This window comes from Allobosea caraganae (assembly GCF_003351345.1).
GTDB lineage: Bacteria > Pseudomonadota > Alphaproteobacteria > Rhizobiales > Beijerinckiaceae > Allobosea > Allobosea caraganae.
On the sequence record NZ_QQTO01000019.1, the window covers coordinates 896291 to 919682 of the forward strand.

The window sequence follows — 23392 nt, forward strand, 5'->3', positions numbered from 1 at the left end:
CCAAAAGCGGGGGGTAGCCGCTGCCGGGGCCGATCCCGCCTGCATTCGCAGCGCTACCCCGGGCGCCGGATGATCACGCCGCCGCTCCTAAAATGCGGTGCGCGCAGCCCGCCCATTCAGGACGCGGCGCTCGCCCTGCCGAACAATCCGTGGAAGCGGCCGAGGAAACTGCGCAGGCGCTCGTTCTCGGGATTGTCGAAGACGTCGGCCGGGCGGCCTTGCTGCGCGATGCGGCCTTTGTCGAGGAAGACGACGTGGTGCGAGACGTCGCGGACGAACAGCATCTCGTGGCTGACCAGCAGCATGGTCATGCCGGCATCGGCGAGCGCGTGCATCACGCCGAGCACCTCCGCCACCAGCTCGGGGTCGAGCGCCGAGGTGACCTCGTCGAAGAGCAGCAGGCGGGGCTGCATCGCCACGGCGCGGGCGATGGCGACGCGCTGCTGCTGTCCTCCGGAGAGCTGATAGGGGTAATGGTCGCGCCGCTCGGCGAGGCCGACGCGGCCGAGCCAGTGCCCGGCGATCTCGCGCGCCTCGGCCTTGCTCTTGCCGAGCACCTTGGTCAGGCCGAGCATGACGTTGTCGCCGGCCGTCAGGTGCGGGAACAGGTTGAACTGCTGGAAGACCATGCCGATGCGGGCGCGCTGGGCCGAGACCTTCGCCTCGCTCAGCCGGCGCCGCTTGCCGCCGATATCCCGGTAGCCGATCGGATCGCCGTCGAGCAGGATCTCGCCGCCATCATGCTCTTCGAGCAGGTTGACGCAGCGCAGGAAGGTCGTCTTGCCAGAGCCCGACGCGCCGATCAGCGAGACGACCTGGCCCTGGCGCACGGTGAGGTCGATGCCCTTGAGCACCTCGACATCGCCGAAGCTCTTATGGACGGCAGTCGCCTGCAGGAGGGGTTGATCCGTCATCACCACGGCTCCGTTAGCGCGAAAGAATTCGCGCAAATAATAAGTTGGAGCATGTTCTTATCGCAAAACCGGTACCCACTTTTGCGGAACATGCTCAGTAGCGCAGGTAAGAGAACCGCCGCTCCAGCAGCGCGCCGAGCTGTGCGATGGAGAAGTTGATGATCAGGTACATCACCATGGCGAGCAGGTAGAAATCGACGATCATGTAGTTGCGCGCCATGACCTGCTGCGAGGCCAGCAGCAGCTCGACCACGCCGATGATCGAGAGCAGCGTCGTGCCCTTGACGATCTCCAGCCCGGTATTGACCCAGGGCGGCAGCATGCGGCGGAAGGCCTGCGGCAGGATCACGTAGTAGAGCCGCCGCGGGAAGGTCAGGCCGATCGCCTTGGCGGCCTCCATCTGGCCGGCCGGGACTGATTCAACAGCGCCACGGAAGTTCTCTGCGACATGGGCCGTGGCGAAGGCGCCGAGCGCGATGACGCCGGCCCAGAAGGCCGCGACGTTGATGCCGAACAGGGCGAGCCCGTAATAGGTGAAGAGGATCAGCACGAGCACCGGGATGCCGCGCATCAGGTCGACATAGAGCCGCGCCAGCAGGCGCAGCCACCACCAGCCATAGGCCAGGGCCACGCCCATGAGCAGGCCGCACACCGTCGCCATGACGATGCTGAAGGCCGAACTCAGCAAGGTGACGCCGAGGCCGGTGAGCAAGCCCTGCCGGGCCTGCCAGGCCTCGAAAAAGAACGTTCCGGGAGCCATCCAGGTTTCCATCCGATGGCCCTCAGCGGATCGCCGCATAGCGGCGCTCGAGCAGCCGCAGCAGGATGGCGATGAGATAGGCGGTGACGAGGTAGAGCGCGCTCGCGGTCAGCCAGACCTCCATGACGCGGAAAGTGTTGGCGTTGATCTGCCTTGCGGTGAAGGTCAGCTCGGGGACGGCGATCGCCGCTGCCAGCGAGGTGTCCTTGAACAGGGAGATCAGGTTGTTGCTGATCGAGGGCAGGGTGATGCGGAACATCACCGGCAGGATGACATAGGCCTGGCGCTGCCAGGGCCGCAGGCCGATCGCCTTGGCCGCCTCGACATATTGCTTGGGGATCGACGCCAGCCCGGCCCGGAAGACCTCCGACATGTAGGCGCCGGCATAGAGCGAGAGCGAGACGACGAAGCTCTGGGTCTTGTTCAGGAAGCTGATGTCGAATTCGGGCAGGCCGAAATAGATCAGGAAGATCAGCAGCAGGAGCGGCGTGCAGCGGATGAACTCGACATAGAGCCAGACCGGCCGCGACAGCCACCATTTGCCTGAGACGCGGGCATAGGCCGCGAGCAGGCCGATGACGCTGCCGATCGCCAGCGAGACCACGGCGAGCCATAGCCCCAGTATCAGGGCGTCGATCAGCTTGTCGGAGTTCCGCGCGATGACGGACCAGTCGAAATGATAGTCGATCATGCCAGCCGCAGTATCCGAGGGGACGACGGACGGAGGACCCGCCCGCCACTGTGATCGAGAGCGTAGGCTTCAGAGCGCGCTATGATTAGCCGGAAACCTTTCCGCGTCATCCCGGACAAGCCGCGAAGCGGCGCCGCTCCGGGATCCATCGTAAAGCGCTGAGCCCTACGATGGATCCCGGCGCTACGCTGCGCTCCGGCCGGGATGACGGCTGTGGTTCAGGCGCATCACGACGGCTCCAAGCGCGATCAGGCGAATTCCTGCGGGAAGCCGACTTTCGGGATCGGCAGCTCGATGCCGAACCATTTCTTGTAGGAGGCGGCGAAGTAGTCGAAGTCGACGCCCATCATCGCCTCCTTGTAGACGGTGTTGACCCAGTTCAGCCAGATCGGATCGCCCGGTTTGACGGCGGAAGCGTAGGAATTGGGCATCCAGCCGAAACTTGAATCGACGAAGCGGCCGGGCGCCTGCTGCATCAGCCAGCGCATCGCCGACTGGTCCTGCATGGAGGCGTCGATGCGCCTTGCGTTCAGCGCCTGCATCGCGGCGTCCGGGCTCTCGAAGGCGTCGACCTTGGCGTCGGGCAGGGCCTTGTGGATCCACTCCTCCAGGAAGACGTTCTGCATGCCGCCGACGGTGACCTCTTTGCCGGCCGCCTTGAGCTCGTCGTAGTTCTTGTACTTGCCGCCACGCGCCAAGAGGATCAGGCCGACGCCCTCGCGATAGTAGGGAATGGTGAAGTCGACCTGCTGGGCCCGGCCGGCCGTCACCGTCATCCACTGCACGACGATGTCGACCTTGTCGGTGACGAGGCTCGGGATGCGCGCATCCGAGCCCTGCAGCACGAACTCGATCTTCTCCGGATCGTCGAACAGGCTCTTGGCCAGCAGCTTGGCGAGGTCGATATCCATGCCGACGAGCTTGCCGCTGGCGTCCTGGAAGTGCCAGGGCGGGTTGGTGCTGCCGGTGCCGACGATGAGCTTGCCGCGCTCCTTGACGGTGTAGAGCTTGCTCTTGGCCACCGTTTGGGCATTGGCCGCCGTCGGCGCGAGCACGCCCAGGCTGCCGGCGGCGAGGCCGCCGAGCGCCGCGCCGGCCAGGCCGAGGCCGAACAGGCTGCGCCGTTCAAGTGTCAGGTCCGTATCGCTGGTCGAAGCCTTGTCGTCATGAGCACCCATCACGAACTCCCATTTCCCGATGCGTCGCACTGCCGACACGGCCAGCAGCCAGGCTAGCTGGGCAAGAAATGGGCCAGCCGTCAAACGGTTTCCCGCGAGGCGGGAGGCCGGGGCTGGCGCTTCTACTGTCCGACGCCGATGACGACGGCGAAGACGGGCACGGGCTGGTCGAAACCCTTCAAGACCCGCGCGTCCAGTTCGACCAGGGGGGCGTTCGTGCCGACCGCGCCCGCCGCGACGCGATCGATAAGGATTTCAGAGTCTTCGGCGCTCGAGCACAAGCGCGATGCGAGGTTGGTGACGTTGCCGATCGCCGCGTAGTCGAGGCGGCCTTCGGAGCCGATCCGCCCGACCGTGGCGAGGCCCATGGCGAGCCCGACGCCGAAGCCGAGGCGGTGGCCCTGCGCCCGCCAGCCGACCAGAAGCCTCTGCACGCTCATCTGCATGTCGCGGGCCATGTTGACGGCGCGCAGCGCGGGATCAGGGCAGGCGACGGGCGCGTTGACCAGCACCATCGCTCCGTCGCCCGAGAAGCTCAGCAGCGTCGCGCCATGCGCGCTGACCACGCTTTCGAGCGCGTGGTAATACTCGCCGAGCACGGCCATGACGGTCTCGGGCTCGGATTGCGCCGAGAAGGGCGTGAAGCCGCGCAGGTCGCAGAACACCACGACCACTTCGACGCGCCGCCCGTCGAGCACGCTGTCGTCGCCGGTGCGGTCGACCAGCTCGGCCACCTGCGGCGCGAGAAAGCGCCTGAGCCTGCTGATGCGCTCCGAGCGTTCCTGCGACACGGCGAGCTCGCCTGCCATTTCGTTGAAGCGGCTCGCGAGCCGTTCGAGCTCGTCGCCCGTCGCTAAGCTGATCCGGTGGTCGAAATGCCCGGCGCCGATGCGCGCGACGCCGAGTTCGAGAAGGCGTATCGGGCCGACAATGCGCCGGGTCAGCCAATAGGCGAGGAGCGCCGCGAGCACCGCGCCGGCGACGAGCAGGGCCGCCGTGCGCCAGAGGGCGGCGTAGATCGGCCCGAACGCCTCGGCCACGGGCTGCTTGACGACGACGCTCCAGTCGACGCCGGGAATCGGCGCCATCGCCGCCAGCACCATCTTCCCCGAGAGATCCGGGCCGGTGACCGCTTCGCCGGGCCGGGTGATGATCGCGGCCCATAGGGCCTGCAGCGGCCGCGTCGCAGCTTCGTCGGCGCGCAGGACCAGGCTGATATCGGGATGGGCGACGAGGCGGCCCAACTGGTCGAGCACGAAGGCCTCCCCCGTTTGCCCCACCCGGATCGCCGAGATCACGTCCCAGATGAACTTGAGGTTGATCTCGGCGACGGCCACCCCGACCGCGGAGCGGTTGCCCGCGACCGCGATGGTCATGAAGGGTTCCGAGCCGTCGAGGAACTTGACCGGGCCGTACCAGACCCGGTCCGAACGGGCTCCGCGCACGGCCGGGTCATTGGAATGGTCGTCGCCGTCCTCGACCCGGTTCAGGCCGATGCGCGACACGAACAGGCGTTCCTTGCCGGCGGCGTCGACGAGGCTGAGGCTCATCACCGCCGGGACCTGGCGCAGCAGGCGCAAGGCGTCGAGCCTGCGCCTGTCGTCGGCGCTGTCCGACCACGGCAATTGCACGGTCCAGCCGAGCTGGTCGCGGATTCCGTCCATGAAGTCCTGGATCTTGGACGCCGCCGAGCGGGCTTCGGCCTCGAGCAGGTCGTTCAGCGTCTCGCGCCGGTCGTGGTAGCCGAACCAGGCCTCGCTGCCGCCCGCTATCGCAAGCGGCACGACGACAGCCGCAAACAGCGCGAGAAAGTACTTCTTGAACAGGGAGGTTCGGGGGGCGACGGGGGGATTATGCACCGTGTTAGCTCACGCGCCGGCTCGGCGTTCAATCATTCGATCACGACGTCGGCGCTGCTCAGAAGTGAGGGCGGCAAGGTCATGCCGAGCGCGTTGGCCGCCTTCAGGTTGATGAACATCTCGACTTTGGTGACCCGCTGAACCGGCAGGGCGGACGGCTTCTCGCCCTTGATGATGCGGCCGGCATAGTTTCCGGTGTGGCGATGCGACTGCTCGAAGTCGCCGCCATAGCTCATCAGGCCTCCGGCCATCGGGAAGTCGCGCGACTGGGTGATTGCGGGCACGCCATGGCTCGCCGCGAGGACCGCGAGCTGGGGACTGCGATAGGCGAAATAGGGATCGGAGGTGAAGACGAGCCCGCCCGCCTGCATCTGGTTCACGGCAGCGAAGACGGCATCGAATTCCTGCTCGCTGCTGGCGTTGAGGAGGCGAAGCTGCAAGCCGAGGCTGCCCGCCGCTGCGTGAAGGTTCTTCAGCTGCGATTCCGAGGTTGGGCTGGTCGGGTTGACGGCGACGGCGAAGAGATCGGTCTTCGGGCGCAATTCGCGCATGAATTCCAGCCGCTTGCGCGAGACCTCGACGCTCAGGCTGGATACGCCCGTCAGATTGCCTCCGGGCCGGGACAGGCTGTCTACGACGCCGAGCGCGATCGGATCGCCACCCATCTCGAAGACGATCGGGATCGTCGCCGTCGCCGCCTTTGCCGCGAGCGCGACCTCGGCGCCCCCGGCCGCCACGATGACGGTCACCTGACGGTCGACGAGCTCCATCGCGAGTGTCGGCAGGCTGCGGTATTGGCCTTCGCCCCAGCGGAACTCGACCACGACGTTGCGTCCCTCGGCGAAGCCGACCTCCGCCAGGCCCTTGCGGAAGGCCACGAGGCGGCTGGCATAGGCGCGGGGCGATTCCGAGCCGAGATAGCCGATGACCGGAACGGCCGGCTGTTGCGCGCGGGCGGGAGCGGCCCATGCCGCCGCACCAAGGAGAGCGATGAAGTCGCGCCGCCGTATTCGACCGGCCGGTCCGGTAAAGGCGGAGGGTATGAAACGCAAGGCCGTCTCTCCTTCCAACATCGCATGTCAATTCGAGGCGCTCGACGTAACTCCAACTGCCCGCCCACAGCATCGCCATGCGGCGGCGAGGCCTGATGGTCAATATCGGGTCGCCTGAGGAGGCCAACAATACTTTTTACGGACGGAAACGCGAGCGGTTTGAGTCAAATACCAGCAGCACTGCTGGCGCTGCCGCTCGGTCAGAAACGTACGGTCAGGTTCTGGCCGTCCATCGCCGCTTCGCAGAGCCTTGCGACAGCCGCGGTGTCGCCGGGATCCTCAACGCGATGGGTGTGGGCCGGCATCTCCTGATAGGCGCGCCCGTCCTTGAAGCCGTGCCCGGTGATCAGGCAGACGACGCGCGATCCGGCCGGCAAATGCCCGTCGGCGAGCAGGCGCGGCAGCGCCGCGATCGGGCTCGCGCCGGTCGGCTCGGCATAGACGCCTTCGAGCCGCGCCAGGTTTTGCATCGCGGCGCGCAACGCGTCGTCGCTGACGGCAAGCGCGAGGCCGCCGCTCTCCCGCACCAGCCGCAGCGTATAGGTGCCGTCGCGCTCGTAGCCGATCAGCGGATCGCTGATGCCCGAGGCGATCGTGTCTGGCATGCCCCAGGCCGTGACCTGGGCCGCGCCGGCCTCGAAGGCCCGAACGATCGGGGCGCAGCCAGCCGCCTGCACGGCGACGAGCCGGGTGGTGGCGCCGGCATCGGCCAGCCCTTGCCAGACGCCCTTCACCAGTGGCCCGCTGCCGGTCGGGATCAGGACATGGCTTGGCGCCGCATTGCCGAGCTGGGCGAATATCTCCGTGCCGACCTGCGTCAGGCCGGCGACGGCATAGGGGTTGATGAAGGTCGTGGTCAGGTTGGCGAAGCCGTGCTCTTCGGCGAGCGCACGTGCGAGGTCGTAGGAGCGGCTGTAATGGCCCTCGACGAGCAGCAGGATGGCGCCATGGGCCGATATCTGCGTGACCTTGCCGATCGGCGTATGGGCGGGGACGACGATGATGGCCGGCATGCCGGCGCGCGCCGCATAGGCCGCCGTCGCCGCCCCGGCATTGCCGGAGGAGGCGCAGACCACGCCCCTCACGCCCATGGCGATGGCGCGGCCGAGCGCGGCCGAAATCAACCTGTCCTTGAACGACCCTGACGGATTGCGCGTCTCGTCCTTGAGCCAGATCTCGCCGGAGAAGCCGGACAGGGTGGCCTCAATTCGGCTGGCGCGCAGCAATGGCGTCCGGCCCTCGCCGAAGGCGAAGGGCGCGACGTCGTCGCTGCCGTCGGTCTCGAGGATGCCGCCGCAGGCAGAGCATCGGTAGATGAGAAGCGGCTCGAACGTCGCTCCGCATTCGACACAGCGTAGTCGCATGGAGGCCTCCTTAGCCTAAGGTTATGCGGTACCGCGTCGTCGTGCCGCAAGCGCCGTTCCGACATAGTTGTCAACGGCTTGCCGAAGGGCCTTGCGCCCCATGCGTGAGCTTGGGACGATGCGGCGAGGCTTGGGGTTGGGCGCATGGGCGACGGTTTGAATTTGCCACGGGTTCGCGTCGAGACGGCGCTCGGGGGCTTCACGGTCCAGGTCCATGTCGACAAGGCGCCGATCAGCGCCGAGGCCTTCCTGGCCTATGTCCGCGCCGGCTATCTCGACGGCAGCTCGGTCTTCCGCATCCTCAACGACCGCAACCAGCCCAATGACGAGCACAAGGTCCGCACGGTCCAGTGGGGCTGGTACGAGCGCAAGGACAACACGCTGCCGATCGGGCGCCCGCCGCACGAGCCGACGAGCGTCACGGGGCTGCGCCATCTGCGCGGCACCATGTCGATGGCGCGGCGCGGCACCGGCACGCCCGGCTCGGAATATTTCATCATCCTGCGCGACGAGCCGGAACTGGATTTCGGCGGAAGGCGCAATCCGGACGGGCAGGGCTTCGCCGCCTTCGCCGAGGTCGTCGAGGGCTTCGACACGCTGGAGCGCCTGCACGAGCGCGGCGAGGACGAGCAGTTCGTGCGCGACCCGGTTCCGGTGCTCTCGGTGAAGGAGCTTTAGAGCATCGGGCCGAAAAGTGGAATCCGGTTTTCGGAAGAATCCGATGCAATAACAAAGGACTAGATCGCCACTTTGCGTCCGATAGGACGCGCGGCGATCTAGTCGGCGCGCGGGAAGATCAGCCCGTCGGCCTCGCCCCATGACAGGGTGACGGGCGCGCCGGGCTCCAGCATCGCCCCGCCCTCGGTCGAGGCCGGCAGCAGGCCGACGAGGCGCTGGCCCTTGAAGCTGCATTGCAGCTGGACTGACGGCCCAAGGAAATTCGCCGCCTCGAAGGTGCACTGCGCCTGGCTCCGTCCGGACCGGTCGAGCCGCAGCCGCTCGCATTTGACCACGAGCGTCGCGGGCGCGCCGGCCTTCAGCCCTCCGCAGGCCTGAGCCTGGAACCTGTCGCCATCGATGTCGATGATGGCCGTGCCATCCGCGCCAAGGCTCGCCACGGTGCCTCTCAGGAAATTCGCCTGGCCGAGGAAGGCTGCGGCGAAGAGGCTGCCGGGGCGGTTATACATCGTCTGCGGCGTGCCCTCCTGCTCGATCCGGCCCTCGTTCATCAGCACGACACGGTCGGAGAGCACGATCGCCTCCTCCTGGTCGTGGGTCACGAAGATCGAGGCGATGCCCATCTCCTTGAGCAGGCGGCGCAGTTCGACCCGCATCTCGTGACGCAGCTTGGCGTCGAGGTTGGAGAGCGGCTCGTCGAGCAGCAGCACCGCCGGCTCGATCACGACCGCGCGCGCGATCGCGACGCGCTGCTGCTGCCCGCCGGAGAGCTCGCGCGGCCGGCGCTCGGCGAAGCGCTCGAGCTTGACCAGCTTGAGCGCGCGCTCGACCCGCTCGCGGATCTCCGGTGCCGGCACCTTCCGCATGCGCAAGCCATAGGCGACGTTGTCGAACACGCTCATATGCGGAAACAGCGCATAGCCCTGGAAGACCAGGCCGATATTGCGCTTGTTCGGCGCGATGTCGGTGACGTCGCGGCCATGCAGGCGGATCGCACCGTGGCTCGGCGAGACGAAGCCGGCAATGGCGCGCAAAGTCGTCGTCTTGCCGCAGCCGCTCGGCCCCAGCAGCGTGATGATCTCGCCCTGGGCGACGCGAAGGTCGAGGCCCTTCACCACCTCCAGCGCGCCATAGCCGATGCGCAGGCCCTCGACGCTGACCGAGGCCGGCTCGGCGGCGGCTGTCCGGGAAGAGGTCTGCTCCAGGCTCATTGCTTGATCCGATCGAGGGGGACGAGGCGGCTCACGGTGAACAGGGCGACGACCGAGACCGCCATCAGCAGGGTCGAGACGGCGGCAATGGCCGGATCGAGGCTGTACTGGACGTAGTTGTAGACCGAGATCGGCAGCGTCGAGGTCCGCGCCGAGACCAGGAAGAGCGACAGCACCGCGTTGTCGAAGCTCATCAGGAAGGAGAACAGGATCGCGGCATAGAGCGCCGGCCTGATGATCGGCAGCAGGATGGTCAGGTAGATCCGCCAGCGCGCAGCGCCGAGATTGGCGGCGGCCTCCTCGACCGAGCGGTCGACGCCGACAATGGCCGAGTTGATGGTGCGCACGACATAGGGCAGGCAGATCAGGATATGGCCGAGCGTCAGCGTCAACACGGATGACGCGATCTGGAGCCCGGCGAGGATCTGCAGCAGCGCCAGGCCCATCACCAGCTCCGGCACCAGCAGTGGCGAGTTGAGCAGCCCGGAGACGGCCTCCCGCCCCTTGAAGTCGAAGCGCGCCAGGCCATAGGCGGCGGGCACGCCGAGCAGCAGCGCGCCGAGCGTCGCGAAGATGGCGATGATCAGGCTGTTCCAGGCGGCGCCGACGAAGAGGTCGCTGTTCAGCGCCTGATAATACCAGCGCAGCGACAGGCCCTGCGGCGGGAAGCGCAGCAATTCGCGCGGCTCGAAGGAGGAGCCGACGACGACGACCAGCGGCGCCAGGATGAACAGGACGAAGAGCACGACATAGGCGACGAGCGCCAGATGCGCCGCATCGAAGCGCCTCTTCCTCCGGCGCGGCCCGGGGATGCTGTTGGGGGCGGCGAGGTCAGACACGATGCCTCCGTGCGATGAAGCCGGCGAGCGCCAGCAGGGCGAAGGTCGCGACCACCATCACGACCGCCAGCGCCGCGCCGAGCGGCAGGTTGTTGGCGGTCATCACCTGCTGGTAGATCATCGTCGCCATCAGCTTGACCCGGTCGGAGCCGATCAGGGCCGGCAGCACGAAGGCCGCGATCACATGCGCGAGCACGAGCACGCAGCCGGCGGCGACGCCGGGCAGGCTCAGCGGCAAGGTGACGGTCCAGAACACTTTTGCGCGCGAGGCGCCGAGGCTGCTCGCCGCTTCGCGCAAGGCAGGGTCGAGCCCGCGCAGCACCGAGGCGATCGGCAGGATCATCAGCGGCGCCAGGATATGGACGAGGCCGACCGTGACGGCGCCGGGCGTATAGAGCAGCTGCAGCGGCTTATCGGTGAAGCCGAGCCCCATCAGCATGCGGTTCACGTTGCCCTGGCGGCCGAGCAGGATCATCCAGCCGAAGCTGCGCACCACGACGCTGACGAAGAGCGGCAGGATGATCACCGCCATGGTGAACATCGCGAAGCGCGAACCGGATTGCGCGATGTAATAGGCGACGGGATAGCCGATCAGCAGCGTCAGCGCGGTGACGGCGACGCCGAGCTGCAAGGTGCCCCACAGGCTCTCCAGGTAGATGCGGCTGGTGAAGATCTCGACGTAGTTGGCGAGGCTCAGGGCCGCCGTCTGGTCCGCGCCGTGCCCGCCTTCCTGCAGGCTGAGGTAGACGAGGTAGATGAAGGGCAGGACGAGCAGGATGACGACATAGAGGCAGGCGGGACCGACCGCGCCGAGCACGGGCGATCGCTCCTTGCGGGCCTTGGCGCCGCTGGCGGCGAACGGCGCAGCAGTCTGGACCAGCGCGCTCAGCTTGCGATCTCCTGGTTCCAGCGCTTGACCCAGCTGCCCATGTTCGCGGCCATGAAGCGCTCGCTGGGGATGTTGACCTCGTCGGGCTTCGGGATGCGCTGCATCAGCGAGCCGCTATAGACGACCTTGGTGTTGACGGCGCCGTAGAACATCTTCTCGCAGAACGGCTTCTGCACCTCGACGCTGAGCGCGTGGTTCACCAGCTGGTAGGCCGCGTCCTCGTTGCCGCCCTTGATCACGCCGATCGCCGGGCCGTTCGAGGCGACCCCGTCGGTCGGCTTGATGAAGCGGACCTTGTCGTTGGATTCGTCCTGGGCGACGAAGGTGCGCCCGTCCCAGCTCGGGCCGATCACGCCCTCGCCGTTGAGCAGCATCACGATCGGGTCGTTGATCGAGCCGAAGAACTTGAAGATGTTCGGCTTCATCTTCCTGATCGCCTCGAAGGCGGCGTCGACGTTCTGCTCGTTGCCGGTGAGCGCCCGGGCGAGGTTGACCAGCACCTCCGGCCCGCGCACGCCGGCGGCGAGGCCGTTGAAGAAGACGTTCGCGCCGAAATCGCCCTTTTGCGTGCGCTCGACGAATTCGCGCCAGGAGGTTGGCGGGTTCTTCACCTGCTCGGTCGAATAGGCCAGGCCGATGCTGAAATAGTCGAACATCGAGCCGTAGCCCTGCCACTGCTCTTTGAACTTGACGTGGATGTCGTCGATGTTCGGCACCTTGTCCGGCGTCAGCGGCAGGAGCTTGTTCGAGTCCAGCAGCTGGACGAAGTCGTCGCCGTTGCCGAAGGCGAGGTCGAACGGCGCGTTGCCCTTCGCGGCGAGCGAGGCCATCGCGTGGGTCTTCATGTTGCCCGGCACCATCTTCACGCTGATGCCGGTCTTCTGCTTGAACGTGTCGGCGATCTCGCTGCCCCAGATCGTCATGAAGGAGCCGCCGCTCATCGGCACGACCAGCTCCTTGCCCTGGGCGCGCAGCGAGGTCGAGCCGAGATAGGGCGCGCAGATCGCCGCGCCGCCCATGGCGAGCAGCGAGCGCCGCGAGGGCTTCGACAGCATAGTCGCAAGCTTGGGCTGATGAATCGCAGACGTCATCTTACAGCTCCTTCGTGGCGCGGCCCGGGGCCGGGGGTGAGACTAGGGTCGGCAAAGCTGAACCAGCAATCGGGGCCGCGATCATTGCTGCGCCAATGCTGGCCCGCTTTGGCGGCATGAAGGCTGCATCCCGTGCAGGCAGCCGGCTTCTTAAGCGCGAGCGCTGCCTGTAGGCTGGCCAAAAAAGGGGAACGCATGCCAGGGTTTCACTCGTGCTGAACACGCGCCAGCTCGACGCTTTCAGATGCGTCATGGAAGCGGGGGGGATTTCACGCGCCGCGGTGAGCATGAATCTCTCCCAGCCGGCCGTGAGCAAACTGATCACCGCGCTCGAGGCGCGGCTCGGCTTCGTGCTGTTCCGGCGCGAGCACCAGCGCCTGGTGCCGACCGCCGAGGCGCGCGTCTTCTACGAGGCGACCAAGAGCGTGTTCGGCCAGTTCAACCGGCTCGAGCACCTTGCCACCAACCTCAAGCAATCCGCCTTCGGCCATCTCGTCATCGCCACTGCGCCGACGGCGGGCCTGAGCGTGTTGCCGGCGATCATCAGCCAGTTCCAGTTCGCGCGGCCGCAGGTCTCGGTCTCCATGCAGGTGCAGAACACGCCGAAGCTGATCGAGCTCGCCATCTCCCAGCAGGTCGATGCCGCGATCTCCGTGCTGCCGGTCGATGACCCGACCGTGACCTGCGAGAGCCTGTTCCGCGGCCGCTGGGCCTGCGTGCTGCCGCCGGGCCATCGGCTCGAGGGCGAGAGCGTGATCCTGCCCGCGCAACTCGCCGACGAGCCCTTCATCTCGCTGGGCGATGAAGACCGCATGCGCCTTCTCGTCGACGACATCTTCGCCAGGGAGGGCGTGACGCGCATCCTGCGCACCAGCACGCAGCTTGCCATGGCGGCGTGCGAATTCGTGCGCGTCGGGGCGGGCGTGACCCTGGTCGACCCGCTGACCGCGGCGGCGCCGACCAATGCCGACCTCGTCGCCAGGCCCTTCGATCACCCGACCCTGTTCGAGCTGAAGCTGCTGACGCCCTCGGCTAGGCCGCCATCCTCGGTGCGCGACGAGTTCATCGCGCACCTGAAGCGCGAATTCGCGGTGCTGTCGCGCAACCTGAGCTGAGAGGCGAAGGTTCATCGCACCACCGCCTTGACCGCCGCGTCGTTGCTCGGCAGCGAGGCGAGTTCGCCGAGCGTCACCGGCTTGAAGGGCGGGCGCAGGTGATAGGAGCCGATCGCCTCGGCGCTCACGCCGCGCGCATCGGCCATCAGCTCGGTGACGGTCAGGCCGCATTGCCGGCCCTGGCACGGACCCATGCCGCAGCGCAGGAAGACCTTCAGCTGGTTCGGCCCGGTCACGCCCCCGGCGACAACTTCGCGGATCTCCCCAGCGGTCACCTCCTCGCAGCGGCAGACGATGGTCTCGGCCTCCGCGGGCACTCGGAAGGCCTTGGGCGGGCGATAGAGCGCGTCGAGGAAGGCTCTGCCAGCCGAGAGCCGCTCGAACTCCGCCCGGACTGGCGCTGCGCGCTGATTCCGCTCGTCCTGCGAGAGGCGGCCGAGCCGGGCCGCTGCGCCGAGCGCAGCCAGCGTGCCGCCAAGCGCTGCGGCTTCGGCGCCGCGAATGCCGCCGCCATCGCCGGGAATGCTCAGGCCGGGAATGCTGGTCTGCATCCAGTCGTCGATGCGTGGCACGAAGCTGAGCTGGCCATCGTCCCAATCCTGTTCGCAGCCGACCGCATTCGCCAGGTTGATGTTCGGAACCACGCCCTGATGCAGCAGCAGCGTGTCGCAGGCGAGCGTGGTCTCGGTGCTGCCCCGGGTGTGGGCGACGCGGGCGAGGCAGCCATCATCGCCGGCTTCAGCCCGCAGCGCGGTCACGCGAGAGATGAAGTTGGCGCGCCGCGCCTTCAGCAGCAGGCGAAGTCCCTTCATCAAGTAGGGCGAGCGCAGGAAGCCCGGCAGATGCGGCAGGGCCCGGCGCCAATTGCCTGGTTCGGCCGTGTCGAGCACCGCGACGATGTTCGCGCCCGCCGCCAGAAGCTGGGCGGTGACGAGGAAGAGCAGCGGCCCGCAGCCGGCGATGACCACCCTTCCGTCCGGCACCAGCGCGTTGGCCTTGAGTGCGATCTGCGCCGCACCCGCCGTCATCACCCCTGGCAAGGTCCAGCCGGGGATCGGGAAGGGCCGCTCATGCGCGCCGGTCGCCGCGATGACCTCGCTTGCATGGATGTGGCGGACGGCGCCGCCGAGCGAGACGCCGATCTCGAAGCCCTTCGACCCATCGGGCGCCAGGCTCCAGGCCGTCGCGTGCGGGGCATAGCTGGCCTCGCAGCGCTCGAAACCCGCGACGATCTCCTCGCCGCGCCAGAACTCGGCCCCGAGGATCTCGCGCCGCTTGACCGGCGTGCCGGTGATGCCGCGATAAATCTGGCCGCCCGGGGCGCCGTTTTCGTCGAGCACGAGCACGGACAGCCCGGCCTCGGCGGCGGTGACCGCCGCCGACATGCCGGCCGGCCCCGCGCCGATGATTGCGAGATCATAGCTCGCCGCCAACTCCACCACATTCGCGAGCCGCTTCATGGCGCGGCCTCCGTGACCGGCTCGCCGGCCATATCGCGGGCGCCATCCTGGCTGCGGATGTCCATGCCCTCGGTGAGGGGGATCAGGCAGGCCTGGCGGTTGCCGATGCCGTCGATCGTGACCAGGCATTCGAAGCAGACGCCCATCAGGCAGTAAGGCGCGCGTTTCTGTCCGCCGATCGGCGTCGTCCGGCAGGTCACCACGCCGGCAGCCAGCATGGCGGCCGCGACGCTCTCGCCGGCCCGCCCGGTGGCCGGGCGGCCATCGATTTTAAAGCGCAGCGTCGCTGTGTCGGATTCAGGCAGCCTGCGGAACATTGAGCCTCCTCGCCGAGAAGCAGGCCATCTGCTCGGGCAAGCGCCCGTCCTGAATGTAGATCGCCAGGCGCAGCGCGTGCGCAGCCGCCAGCGTGACGCCTGAATGGCAGGTCGCGACGAAGGCGCCGGGAAACTGCCGCGACTGCTCGTAGATCGGGAAGCCGTCGGGGCTCATCACGCGCGAGGCCGACCAGGTCCTGACCACGTTGAGCCCGGCCAGCGCCGGGAACATCCTGACCGCGCGTTGCGCCATCAGCGAGATCACCGGGTAGGTCACCTGCGTGTCGAAGCCGAGATCCTCCTGGCTGTCGCCGACCATGACGCCGCCCTCGTCGGTCTGGCGCACCGTCGAGACGGGATAGTCGAGGAAGCGCGCCGCCTTCTCGGTGACGATGATCTGGCCCTTGCTCGGCACCACCGGCGCGAGCAGGCCGACCATCGGGGCAAGTCGGGCATTGTCGAGCCCGGCGGCGATGACGACGCGGCCGGTCGCGACCTCGCCCCAGGGGCCGCGGATGCGGAAACCGTCCTTCTCCGGCACGATCGCCTCGACCGCATGCTCCGGCCGATAGGAGACGCCGAGGCGGGCAATCGCGACATGCAGCGCCCGGAACAGCCGCAGCGAGTTCACATGGCCGTCGAGGTCGCAATAGACCGAGCCGACGACGTCGGGGCCGATCGCCGGCATGCGCTTCTTGGTCTGGGCGTGGTCGAGGATCTCGTAGGGGTAGAGCGGCGCGCCGGGCTGCGCCTGCAGCACCTTCATGCCGCGCACCCGGGCCTCCATCTCGGCCTCCGAGAGGCACATCATGAAGCCGCCGGGGCGCTCGAAGGCGACGTCGATATCGGAGACGTCGGCGAGCATCTCGGCGAACTCGGCCCAGCCATCGGCCGAGACCTTCGACCATGTCGCGTATTCGGGCATGCCGATGCCCTTGGCCTGGACCCAGACCAGCGCGAAATTCGCCCGCGAGGCCCGGCGCGCGATGTCGCCCTCGTCGAGCATCATGACGCGGGCGCCGTCCTGCGCCAGCCCGAAGGCGATGGCGGTGCCGACCAGCCCGCCGCCGATAACAGTGATGTCGGCTTCGTGCTTCATGGCTATTGCGCCGCCAGCCGTGGGGCCGGCTCGCGCCGGCGCGAGCGCCCGGTCAGCTCGTCGAGCGCTTCCGCGAGGGCGGCGTCGAGACTGGCCTCGTCTACAGGTAGGCCGCGCGCAGTCAGCGCCTGCTCGACCAGCACGAGCAGGTTCTGCCGCAGCGAGACTTTCTGTTCGAGCACCTTGATGGCGAATTGCGACCGCATCGCCGTCGGCCAGATCCGGTCATAGGCCGCCCGCTCCGGGCCATAGTCGAACAAAGCCGGCTCGGGCGCGGCCTGCCGCAGCTTCGCCCGGCGCTCGGCCGTGGCGTCGGCGTTGATCGTGCCGTCGCCGGCGAAGGCGAGACCGTAGACGCGCTCGGCGTGGGCCTGCGTGACCAGCCCGGAGCGCAGGTCGCGCTCGATCTTGTCGAGCGGGCGCTCCAGCGGGTCGCCAAAGCCGCCGCCGGCCGAGGTCGTGATGCGCAGCACGTCGCCGGCCGCGAGCTTGAGCACGTCGATCTTGCCGAGATTGCGCTCGTCGGCCCGGCCGGGATTGAGCATGGCCTGGCCGAGCCGGCCATGCGTGCCGCCGTCGAAGCCCCAGGGGCGGAAATGGAAGCGGTTCATGCCGCGCACGGTGGTCAGCGCCTCGAAACCGGTATTCTCCAGCTCGATGAGAAGGGCCGCGCCGCCCTGCTGCTTGCCGGGCGACTGGCTGTCCGGCACCAGCTCGAAGCGGCGCACACGCAGCACGGTATCGGCCTCGATCAGCTCGGTCGGCACGCTCTTGACCTGGCCGAAGCGCGGATCGACTGCGTTGACGCCGTCGCAGGTGGCGCGCCCGCCGCTGCCGCCGATCAGCGGGTTGACCACGCCGACCGTGGTCTTGCCGGAGCGCGGATGCGGCGCGCTCAGCGCCATGATGCCGATCTGGCCGGGGCCGCTGGCGAGCACGCCGCCCGGTACCGCCTGGTTGAGGCAGGCCATGATCGAGTCGAAGACGCGGGCGCTGGAGGCGACGCGGGCGCCGCCGGCCGCGGGAAGCTCGGCGTTCACGATGGTGCCGCGCGGCGCAATGGTCTTGATCGGCCGCAGTAATCCGCCATTGCGCGGCGTGTCGGGCCGCTGCGTCAGGATGTAGTTGATCAGCGCCTGGACGAGATAGGGGTGGGTGCGGTCGCCGGTCGTGTAGTTATAGGCGGCGGGCACCTGCGGGTCGGAGCCGGTGAAATCGACCTCGATCGAGTCACCCGCGACGCGCAGCGTCGTCATGATGTGGGCGTAGTGGCCGGGCTTGAGCAGCTCGACATAGTCGGAGAACGAATAGGTCCCGTCCGGAATCTCTGAAATGACGGCGCGGGCCTTGGTCTCGGCGAAGTCGAGCACGTCGCGCATGCCGCCGCTGACCTGCTCGGCGCCGTAGCGCTTGCACAGGTTGGTCAGCCGCCGCTCCATGCCCTTCAAGGCGGAGAGCATCGCCTTGAAGTCGCCCCACATGTCGTCGGGGATGCGGCTGTTGTAGAGGAAGATGTCGCGCACTTCGGGCACGATCTCGTCCTTGCGGCAGAGCCGCATCGGCCTGACGCGCACGCCCTCCTGGAACACCTCGGTGAAGGAGGGCGAGATGCTGCCCGGCACGCCGCCGCCAATGTCGGAGGCGTGGATGAAGGTCCAGCCGACCGCGATCAGCTTGCCCTCGTGGAAGATCGGCCGGAGCATCGTCACGTCCATCAGGTGCGTGACCATGCCGTTCGTCGTGAACGGGTCGTTGGTGATGTAGACGTCGCCGGGCTCCATCGTCTCGCGGCCGATGAAGTCGAGCGTCGAGTGCAGCGGCAGGCCGATGAAGATGTTCACGCCCGACTGCTCGGGATGCGAGAACAGCTCGCCCTCGGGCGTCGCCATCGCGCATTGGAAGTCCTGCGCCAGCTTCACGTAGGTGGTGAAGGCGGTGCGGTAGAGCGTGGCGGAGGCTTCCTCGACGATTGCCGTGAAGCGGTTGTTCATGGTGGCGGTACGGATCGGGTCCATGCTCAGTTCGTCCGCGTCATGAGGAGGTCGCCCGAGGCCTGGGTCTCGGCGACGAAGCCGGGGATGACGAAGATCGTCGTGTCGCTCTGCTCGATGATCGCCGGCCCTTCGATGCGCGAGCCGACCTGCAGCGTGTCGCGGTCATGCACCGGCGCGTCCTGGTAGAGCGTGCCGTCGAAGCGCAGCGAGCGCGCCGCCTGCGAGATTCCGGCATCCTGCGAGGGCAGGGCGATCGCATCCATCGCCGGGGTCGGCAGCGCGCCGGCGATGCGCACGCGCAGTTCGAGGATTTCGATCTGGGCCTCGCGGTCGGCATGGCTGTAGAGCCGCTCGTGCTCGGCATGATAGGCGCCGTGGATCGCGGCGAGGTCGCCGGAGGCCACGGCCTCGGGCGGCAGCAATACGTTCAGCGAGAAGAACTGCCCGAGATAGCGCATCTCGGCCCAATGCTCGGTGCGGGTGGCGACGAGGTCGCTCTTGCCGGCCTGGGCGGCCAGCCAGGTCTCGGCGCCCTGTTCGAGATCGCCGAAGCGCCGCGCCAGCGACGGGCCGTCGAACTCGCTGCCATAGACCGTCGCGACCATGTCCTGGACCAGCTCGGAGACCAGGCCGCCGAAGGCGCAGAAGACCGAGGGCGTGCGCGGCACCAAGAGCCGGTTGATGCCGAGCTCATGCGCCAGCAGCGGCCCGTGCAGCGAGCCGGCGCCGCCGAAGAGCACGAGCGTCAGCTCCTCCTGGTCGACGCCATGGCGCGCGAAATAGGGCAGCGCCTTCGCCACCATGTTCGAGCTTGCCACGGTGATGCAGGCTTCCGCCGCCTCGTCGATGGTGATGCCGAGCCTCCTGGCCAGCGGCGCGAAGGCGAGGCCGGCGGCGGCGACGTCGAGCCGCATCCGGCCGCCGAGGAAGTTGTCGGGATCGATATAGCCGCAGAGCAGGTAGGCGTCGGTCACGGTCGGCTCGGTGCCGCCGCGGCCGAAGCAGGCCGGGCCCGGCCAGGCGCCGGCGCTGCGCGGCCCGACGCGCAGCACGGTGCCGTCGAGCCAGGCGACCGAGCCGCCGCCAGCGCCGACCGCCTCGATGCCGGTGACGGTCATGGTCAGCGGGAAGTCGCCGACCTTGGCCTCGTTGGTGATGGTCGGGCGGCCGTCGAGGATCAGCGACATGTCCGTGCTGGTGCCGCCCATGTCCATGGTCAGGAAGCGCCGCTCCGGCTCGGCCGCGGCGAAGAAGCGCGCGGCGGTGACGCCGGAGGCCGGGCCGGAGAGCAAGGTGTGGATCGGGAAGTTCCGCGCTTCCTTCGCCGCCAGCGCCCCGCCATTGGAGCGGGTGATGAACAGGCGCGTCTGCGCCAGGCGCTGGCCGAGATAAGCCTCGACCTCGCCGATATAGGTCGCGAGCCGCTTGCGGACATAGGCGTTGAGCACGCAGGCGATCGAGCGCTCGTATTCGCCGATGCGCGGCAGGATCTCGCTGGAGATGCTGACATCGGCCTCGGGCACCGCGTCTGCGATGACCTGAGCGGCGGCCAGTTCATGGTCGAGATTGGCGTAGCTGTGCAGGAAGGCGATGGCGATGCTGGTCGCGCCCTGCGCCTTGGCGGCGAGCGCGGCCTCGCGCACCTGGGCGAGGTCGATCGGCGTATGGACCGAGCCGTTCGGCTCCAGCCGCTCGTCGATCTCGAAGACGAGGTGGCGCGGCACCAGCGGCTCGGTGCGGCCGGCGTCGATGCGGATCGGGTCGTTCAGGCGGAAGCGCTGCAGGTCGAGGATGTCGCGGAAGCCGCGGGTCACCAGCAGCGCCAGCACGGAACCGTTGCGCTCGATCACGGTGTTGGTGCTCACCGTCGTGCCGTGCATGACGATGACGCTCTCGCCGGGCCGCGGCTCGATGCGCGCGATGATCTCCTCGAAGCCGGCCTTGAAGCCGTCGATGAAGTTCGGCGGCGTCGAGGAGACCTTATAGGTCGTCAGCGTCGCCGGATCGTCGCGCCATGCGGCGAAATCGGTGAACGTCCCGCCGACATCGACACCAATTCTGAGCACAGCCATTCCTCACAGATTCCAGGAGGATATGAGGTGACGATGGCCTCAAAGCGTCAAATGGAAATGCGGCATGGCTTGATAACGAACCGCTATGCGGGCGGCGGCTTTCACTGCCTTCATGGCATGCGGCTTGCTGAGGCGAGGGCGCTATTCTACCACCCGCAAGCCGTTCTGCTGCGCGGGACTGCGAGGCTTTGATGCTGACTCCTCACATCGTCTGGGGCGCGACCCTGCTCGAAGGTTTCGATGCAGGCGGGGAACCCATTCTCCATGGCGATGCCGGGTTGGTCTGCGTCGACGGCGTGATCCGCAAAATCGGGCCGATCACCGAGCTTAAGGCGCGCTATCCCGAGGCCGAGGTCTCTGGCGGCCGCGGCTTCGCGATCACGCCGGGCTTCGTCAATTCGCACCATCATGTCGGCCTGACGCCGCTTCAGCTCGGCTCGCCCGACCATCCGCTCGAACTCTGGTTCGCCAGCCGGCTGGCGCTGCGCGACGTCGATCTCCATGCCGACACGCTGTTCTCGGCCTTCGAGATGATCGCAAGCGGCGTCACCACGGTGCAGCACCTGCACAGCCGCGCGCCGGGCACGCCGGACGACATCATCGCCGCGGCCGAGAAGGTGATTTCCGCCTATCGCATGATCGGCATGCGCGCCTCCTATTCGATGGCTTTGCGCGACCAGAACCGGCTGGTCTACGAGGCCGACCAGGATTTCGTCGCCCGGCTGCCGGATGAGCTGAAGCCGGCGATGAGCGCCTATTTCCAGCGCTTCACCGTGCCGCTGGAGGATCAGGTCGCGGTCTTCGACGGGCTGTTCCGGCGCTATGGCACCGACCCGCTGGTGCGCATCCAGGTCGCGCCCTCGAACCTGCACTGGCTCTCCGACAAGGCGCTGGAGACGGCGGGCGAGCTCTCGCGCCGCACCGGAATGCCGATCCACATGCACGTGCTGGAGACGCCCTACCAGAAGGCTTACGCAAAGAAGCGCACCGGCGGCTCGGCCCTGGCCTATCTCGACAAGCTCGGCCTGCTCGGCCCACATTTCACCATTGGCCACGGCGTCTGGATGAGCGAGGCCGATATCGAGCTTTGCACCCATAACGGCACGCGCATCTGCCATAATTGCAGCTCGAACTTCCGGCTGAAGAGCGGCGTCGCGCCGGTCAACCGCTTCCTGGCCAAGGGCATCCCGGTCGCCATCGGCATCGACGAGGCTGGGATCAACGACGATCGCGACATGCTGCAGGAGATGCGGCTGGTGCTGCGCGCCCATCGCGAGCCGGGGATCGATGCGCCGCATCCCTCGCCGGCGCAGGTGCTGCGCATGGCGACCGAGCATGGCGCGGCGACGACGCCCTTCGCCGGGCAGATCGGCCGGCTTGCGCCGGGGATGGCGGCCGATCTCGTGCTGTTCGACTGGAAGGACGTGACCTATCCCTATCAGGACGATGCGCTCGGCTTCGTCGAGGTGCTGGTCCAACGCGCCAAGGCCCGGGCGGTGCACAGCGTGATGATCGGCGGCGACTGGGTCTATCGCGAGCGGCGCTTCACGCGGATCGACCGCGAGGCGGTGCTGGAGGGGATCGCCGAGGCGCTGGCGAAGCCGAAGACGGCGGCCGAGCGCGAGCGCGTGGCGCTGGCGGAGGCTGTGATGCCGCATGTACGGCGCTTCTATGACGGCTATCTCGATGGGCTCGGCGATGAGCCGCATTACCGGCCGAGCGGGCGGTTCTAGAGCGTGCTGCGTTTAGAGGCAAACCTTCGCGCGTCATCCCGGACAAGCGGCGAAGCCGCGCCGCTCCGGGATCCATCGTAAAGCTCCGGAGTCCTACGATGGATCCCGGAGCTACGCTTCGCTTCGTCCGGGATGACGGCGCTTGGTTCTGTCAAATCTCAGCATGTTCTAGCCGGGCGGCACGGCCGCAGCGAAGGCTCGCGCGATCTCGGCGCGGGTGGTGATCCAGAGCCGCTCGCGCCGGCTGGCGAGCAGGCGCAGGATGTCGCGGAAGGCGGTGAAGCGTGCCGGGCGCCCGACGATGCGCAGGTGGAAGCCGATATTGAGCAGGCGGGGCAGTCCGCGCGCCGCCTCCTCCTCCAGCACGTCGAGCGCGTCGGTGACGTAGTCGACCATCTCCCTGGCTCGCACGAAGCCGTTGGGATGGAAGAACTTCATGTCATTGCTGTCGAGCGAGTAGGGCACGATGAGCAGCTTCTGGCCCGGCGCCGGCTCGTCCCAATAGGGCAGGTCGTCGTCAAAACCGTTCGATGAGTAGAGGAAGCCGCGCTCGGCCAGCAGCTGCCGCGTCCACGGGCTCTCGCCGCCGCGGCAGAAGAAGCCGACGGGCTTGACGCCCGTCGCCTGCGCGATGGCCTGCGTGGCGCGGTCGAGATCGGCTGCCTCGGCTTCCGGCGTATCGTAGTCGGCGTGCGGGCGCCAGCGCCAGCCATGCACGGCCGGCTCGTGTCCGCGCTCGACGGTGAGGCGAGCGAGTTTCGGCGAGCGCTCGACCGCGCGGCCGCAGAAGAAGATCGTGGCGGGCAGCCTGGTCTCGTCGAGCGCATGCAGCATGCGCCAGAGTCCGGCGCGGGTGCCATAGGCGAAGATCTGCTCCTGGCCCTGGTCACGCCGGCCGGCGGGCACGACGCTGATCACCTCGCCCATCGACTCGGAGCTGGCGTCGCCGTCGCCAACCTGAAGCTCGGCGCCCTCCTCGAAATTGACCACGACGGAGACGGCGAGCTTGCCGCCATTGGGCCAGGTCAGGTCGGGCCAGTGGCCGGCATAGCCCTGGAGGTCGCGGCCGCTCATGG

At 67.8% G+C, this 23392-nt stretch carries 20 protein-coding genes; 3 read left to right on the plus strand and 17 right to left on the minus strand.

What is annotated here, in order from left to right; translation table 11 throughout:
• Positions 1-116: 116 nt before the first annotated feature.
• The 7 genes from DWF00_RS12485 to DWF00_RS12515 all read right to left on the minus strand — a co-directional run bounded on the left by DWF00_RS12485 (position 117) and on the right by DWF00_RS12515 (position 7818).
• A complete protein-coding gene (locus DWF00_RS12485; RefSeq protein ID WP_114827865.1) occupies positions 117-914 on the minus strand; it encodes an amino acid ABC transporter ATP-binding protein in 798 nt (265 codons plus the stop codon).
• A 94-nt stretch (positions 915-1008) separates the two neighbouring features.
• Positions 1009-1674, minus strand: coding sequence for an amino acid ABC transporter permease (locus tag DWF00_RS12490; RefSeq protein ID WP_114827866.1), 666 nt, complete (start codon positions 1672-1674; stop codon positions 1009-1011).
• Between the two features lie 22 nt (positions 1675-1696).
• Entirely contained in the window at positions 1697-2362 is a 666-nt protein-coding gene (locus DWF00_RS12495) for an amino acid ABC transporter permease (RefSeq protein WP_181832514.1), read from the minus strand.
• A gap of 251 nt (positions 2363-2613) precedes the next feature.
• Entirely contained in the window at positions 2614-3543 is a 930-nt protein-coding gene (locus tag DWF00_RS12500; RefSeq protein ID WP_114827868.1) for a transporter substrate-binding domain-containing protein, read from the minus strand.
• A gap of 122 nt (positions 3544-3665) precedes the next feature.
• Positions 3666-5402, minus strand: a complete 1737-nt coding sequence (locus DWF00_RS12505; protein WP_114827869.1) for an adenylate/guanylate cyclase domain-containing protein — start codon at positions 5400-5402, stop codon at positions 3666-3668.
• Positions 5403-5434: 32 nt separating this feature from the next.
• Positions 5435-6412 (minus strand): ABC transporter substrate-binding protein, encoded by a 978-nt coding sequence (locus DWF00_RS12510; RefSeq protein WP_114828040.1) that lies wholly within the window; start codon positions 6410-6412, stop codon positions 5435-5437.
• A 242-nt stretch (positions 6413-6654) separates the two neighbouring features.
• Positions 6655-7818: a pyridoxal-phosphate dependent enzyme gene (locus DWF00_RS12515; protein WP_114827870.1), complete on the minus strand. Its 1164-nt coding sequence runs from the start codon at positions 7816-7818 to the stop codon at positions 6655-6657.
• A 144-nt stretch (positions 7819-7962) separates the two neighbouring features.
• Here DWF00_RS12515 and DWF00_RS12520 point away from each other — a divergent pair, with 144 nt between their 5' ends.
• Positions 7963-8496, plus strand: a complete 534-nt coding sequence (locus DWF00_RS12520; protein ID WP_114827871.1) for a peptidylprolyl isomerase — start codon at positions 7963-7965, stop codon at positions 8494-8496.
• A 98-nt stretch (positions 8497-8594) separates the two neighbouring features.
• Here the strand turns inward: DWF00_RS12520 and DWF00_RS12525 are convergent, their stop codons facing one another.
• The 4 genes from DWF00_RS12525 to DWF00_RS12540 form a co-directional block, all read right to left on the minus strand.
• Entirely contained in the window at positions 8595-9707 is a 1113-nt protein-coding gene (locus DWF00_RS12525) for an ABC transporter ATP-binding protein (protein ID WP_114827872.1), read from the minus strand.
• On the minus strand, positions 9704-10546 hold the full coding sequence (locus DWF00_RS12530; RefSeq protein WP_181832503.1) for an ABC transporter permease: 843 nt from the start codon (positions 10544-10546) through the stop codon (positions 9704-9706). Before DWF00_RS12530 ends, DWF00_RS12525 begins: the two co-directional genes overlap by 4 nt.
• Positions 10539-11363: an ABC transporter permease gene (locus tag DWF00_RS12535; protein WP_181832504.1), complete on the minus strand. Its 825-nt coding sequence runs from the start codon at positions 11361-11363 to the stop codon at positions 10539-10541. Before DWF00_RS12535 ends, DWF00_RS12530 begins: the two co-directional genes overlap by 8 nt.
• A 68-nt stretch (positions 11364-11431) precedes the next feature.
• Positions 11432-12526: an extracellular solute-binding protein gene (locus DWF00_RS12540; protein ID WP_114827875.1), complete on the minus strand. Its 1095-nt coding sequence runs from the start codon at positions 12524-12526 to the stop codon at positions 11432-11434.
• 212 nt (positions 12527-12738) lie between these two features.
• Between DWF00_RS12540 and DWF00_RS12545 the strand changes: the two genes are divergently transcribed.
• Positions 12739-13641 carry a LysR family transcriptional regulator gene (locus DWF00_RS12545; protein WP_114853024.1) on the plus strand — a complete coding sequence of 301 codons (903 nt, stop codon included), beginning with the start codon at positions 12739-12741 and terminating at the stop codon, positions 13639-13641.
• A gap of 11 nt (positions 13642-13652) precedes the next feature.
• Here the strand turns inward: DWF00_RS12545 and DWF00_RS12550 are convergent, their stop codons facing one another.
• From DWF00_RS12550 to DWF00_RS12570, 5 genes are read right to left on the minus strand one after another with little or no spacing between them, the layout of a single operon-like run.
• On the minus strand, positions 13653-15101 hold the full coding sequence (locus tag DWF00_RS12550; protein ID WP_114827877.1) for an NAD(P)/FAD-dependent oxidoreductase: 1449 nt from the start codon (positions 15099-15101) through the stop codon (positions 13653-13655).
• Positions 15098-15418, minus strand: coding sequence for a (2Fe-2S)-binding protein (locus tag DWF00_RS12555; protein ID WP_114827878.1), 321 nt, complete (start codon positions 15416-15418; stop codon positions 15098-15100). The genes DWF00_RS12550 and DWF00_RS12555 overlap by 4 nt, the downstream gene beginning before the upstream one ends.
• Complete coding sequence (locus tag DWF00_RS12560; protein ID WP_114827879.1) at positions 15399-16517, minus strand: NAD(P)/FAD-dependent oxidoreductase; 1119 nt, start codon at positions 16515-16517, stop codon at positions 15399-15401. Before DWF00_RS12560 ends, DWF00_RS12555 begins: the two co-directional genes overlap by 20 nt.
• A gap of 2 nt (positions 16518-16519) precedes the next feature.
• Positions 16520-18532, minus strand: a complete 2013-nt coding sequence (locus DWF00_RS12565; protein WP_114827880.1) for a hydantoinase B/oxoprolinase family protein — start codon at positions 18530-18532, stop codon at positions 16520-16522.
• 2 nt (positions 18533-18534) lie between these two features.
• On the minus strand, positions 18535-20583 hold the full coding sequence (locus tag DWF00_RS12570) for a hydantoinase/oxoprolinase family protein (RefSeq protein WP_245973848.1): 2049 nt from the start codon (positions 20581-20583) through the stop codon (positions 18535-18537).
• Between the two features lie 191 nt (positions 20584-20774).
• Between DWF00_RS12570 and DWF00_RS12575 the strand changes: the two genes are divergently transcribed.
• Positions 20775-22316 (plus strand): amidohydrolase family protein, encoded by a 1542-nt coding sequence (locus tag DWF00_RS12575; RefSeq protein ID WP_114827881.1) that lies wholly within the window; start codon positions 20775-20777, stop codon positions 22314-22316.
• Between the two features lie 168 nt (positions 22317-22484).
• Here DWF00_RS12575 and DWF00_RS12580 read toward each other — a convergent pair whose 3' ends face one another.
• Complete coding sequence (locus tag DWF00_RS12580; protein ID WP_114827882.1) at positions 22485-23390, minus strand: polysaccharide deacetylase family protein; 906 nt, start codon at positions 23388-23390, stop codon at positions 22485-22487.
• Between the last annotated feature and the right edge of the window lie 2 nt (positions 23391-23392).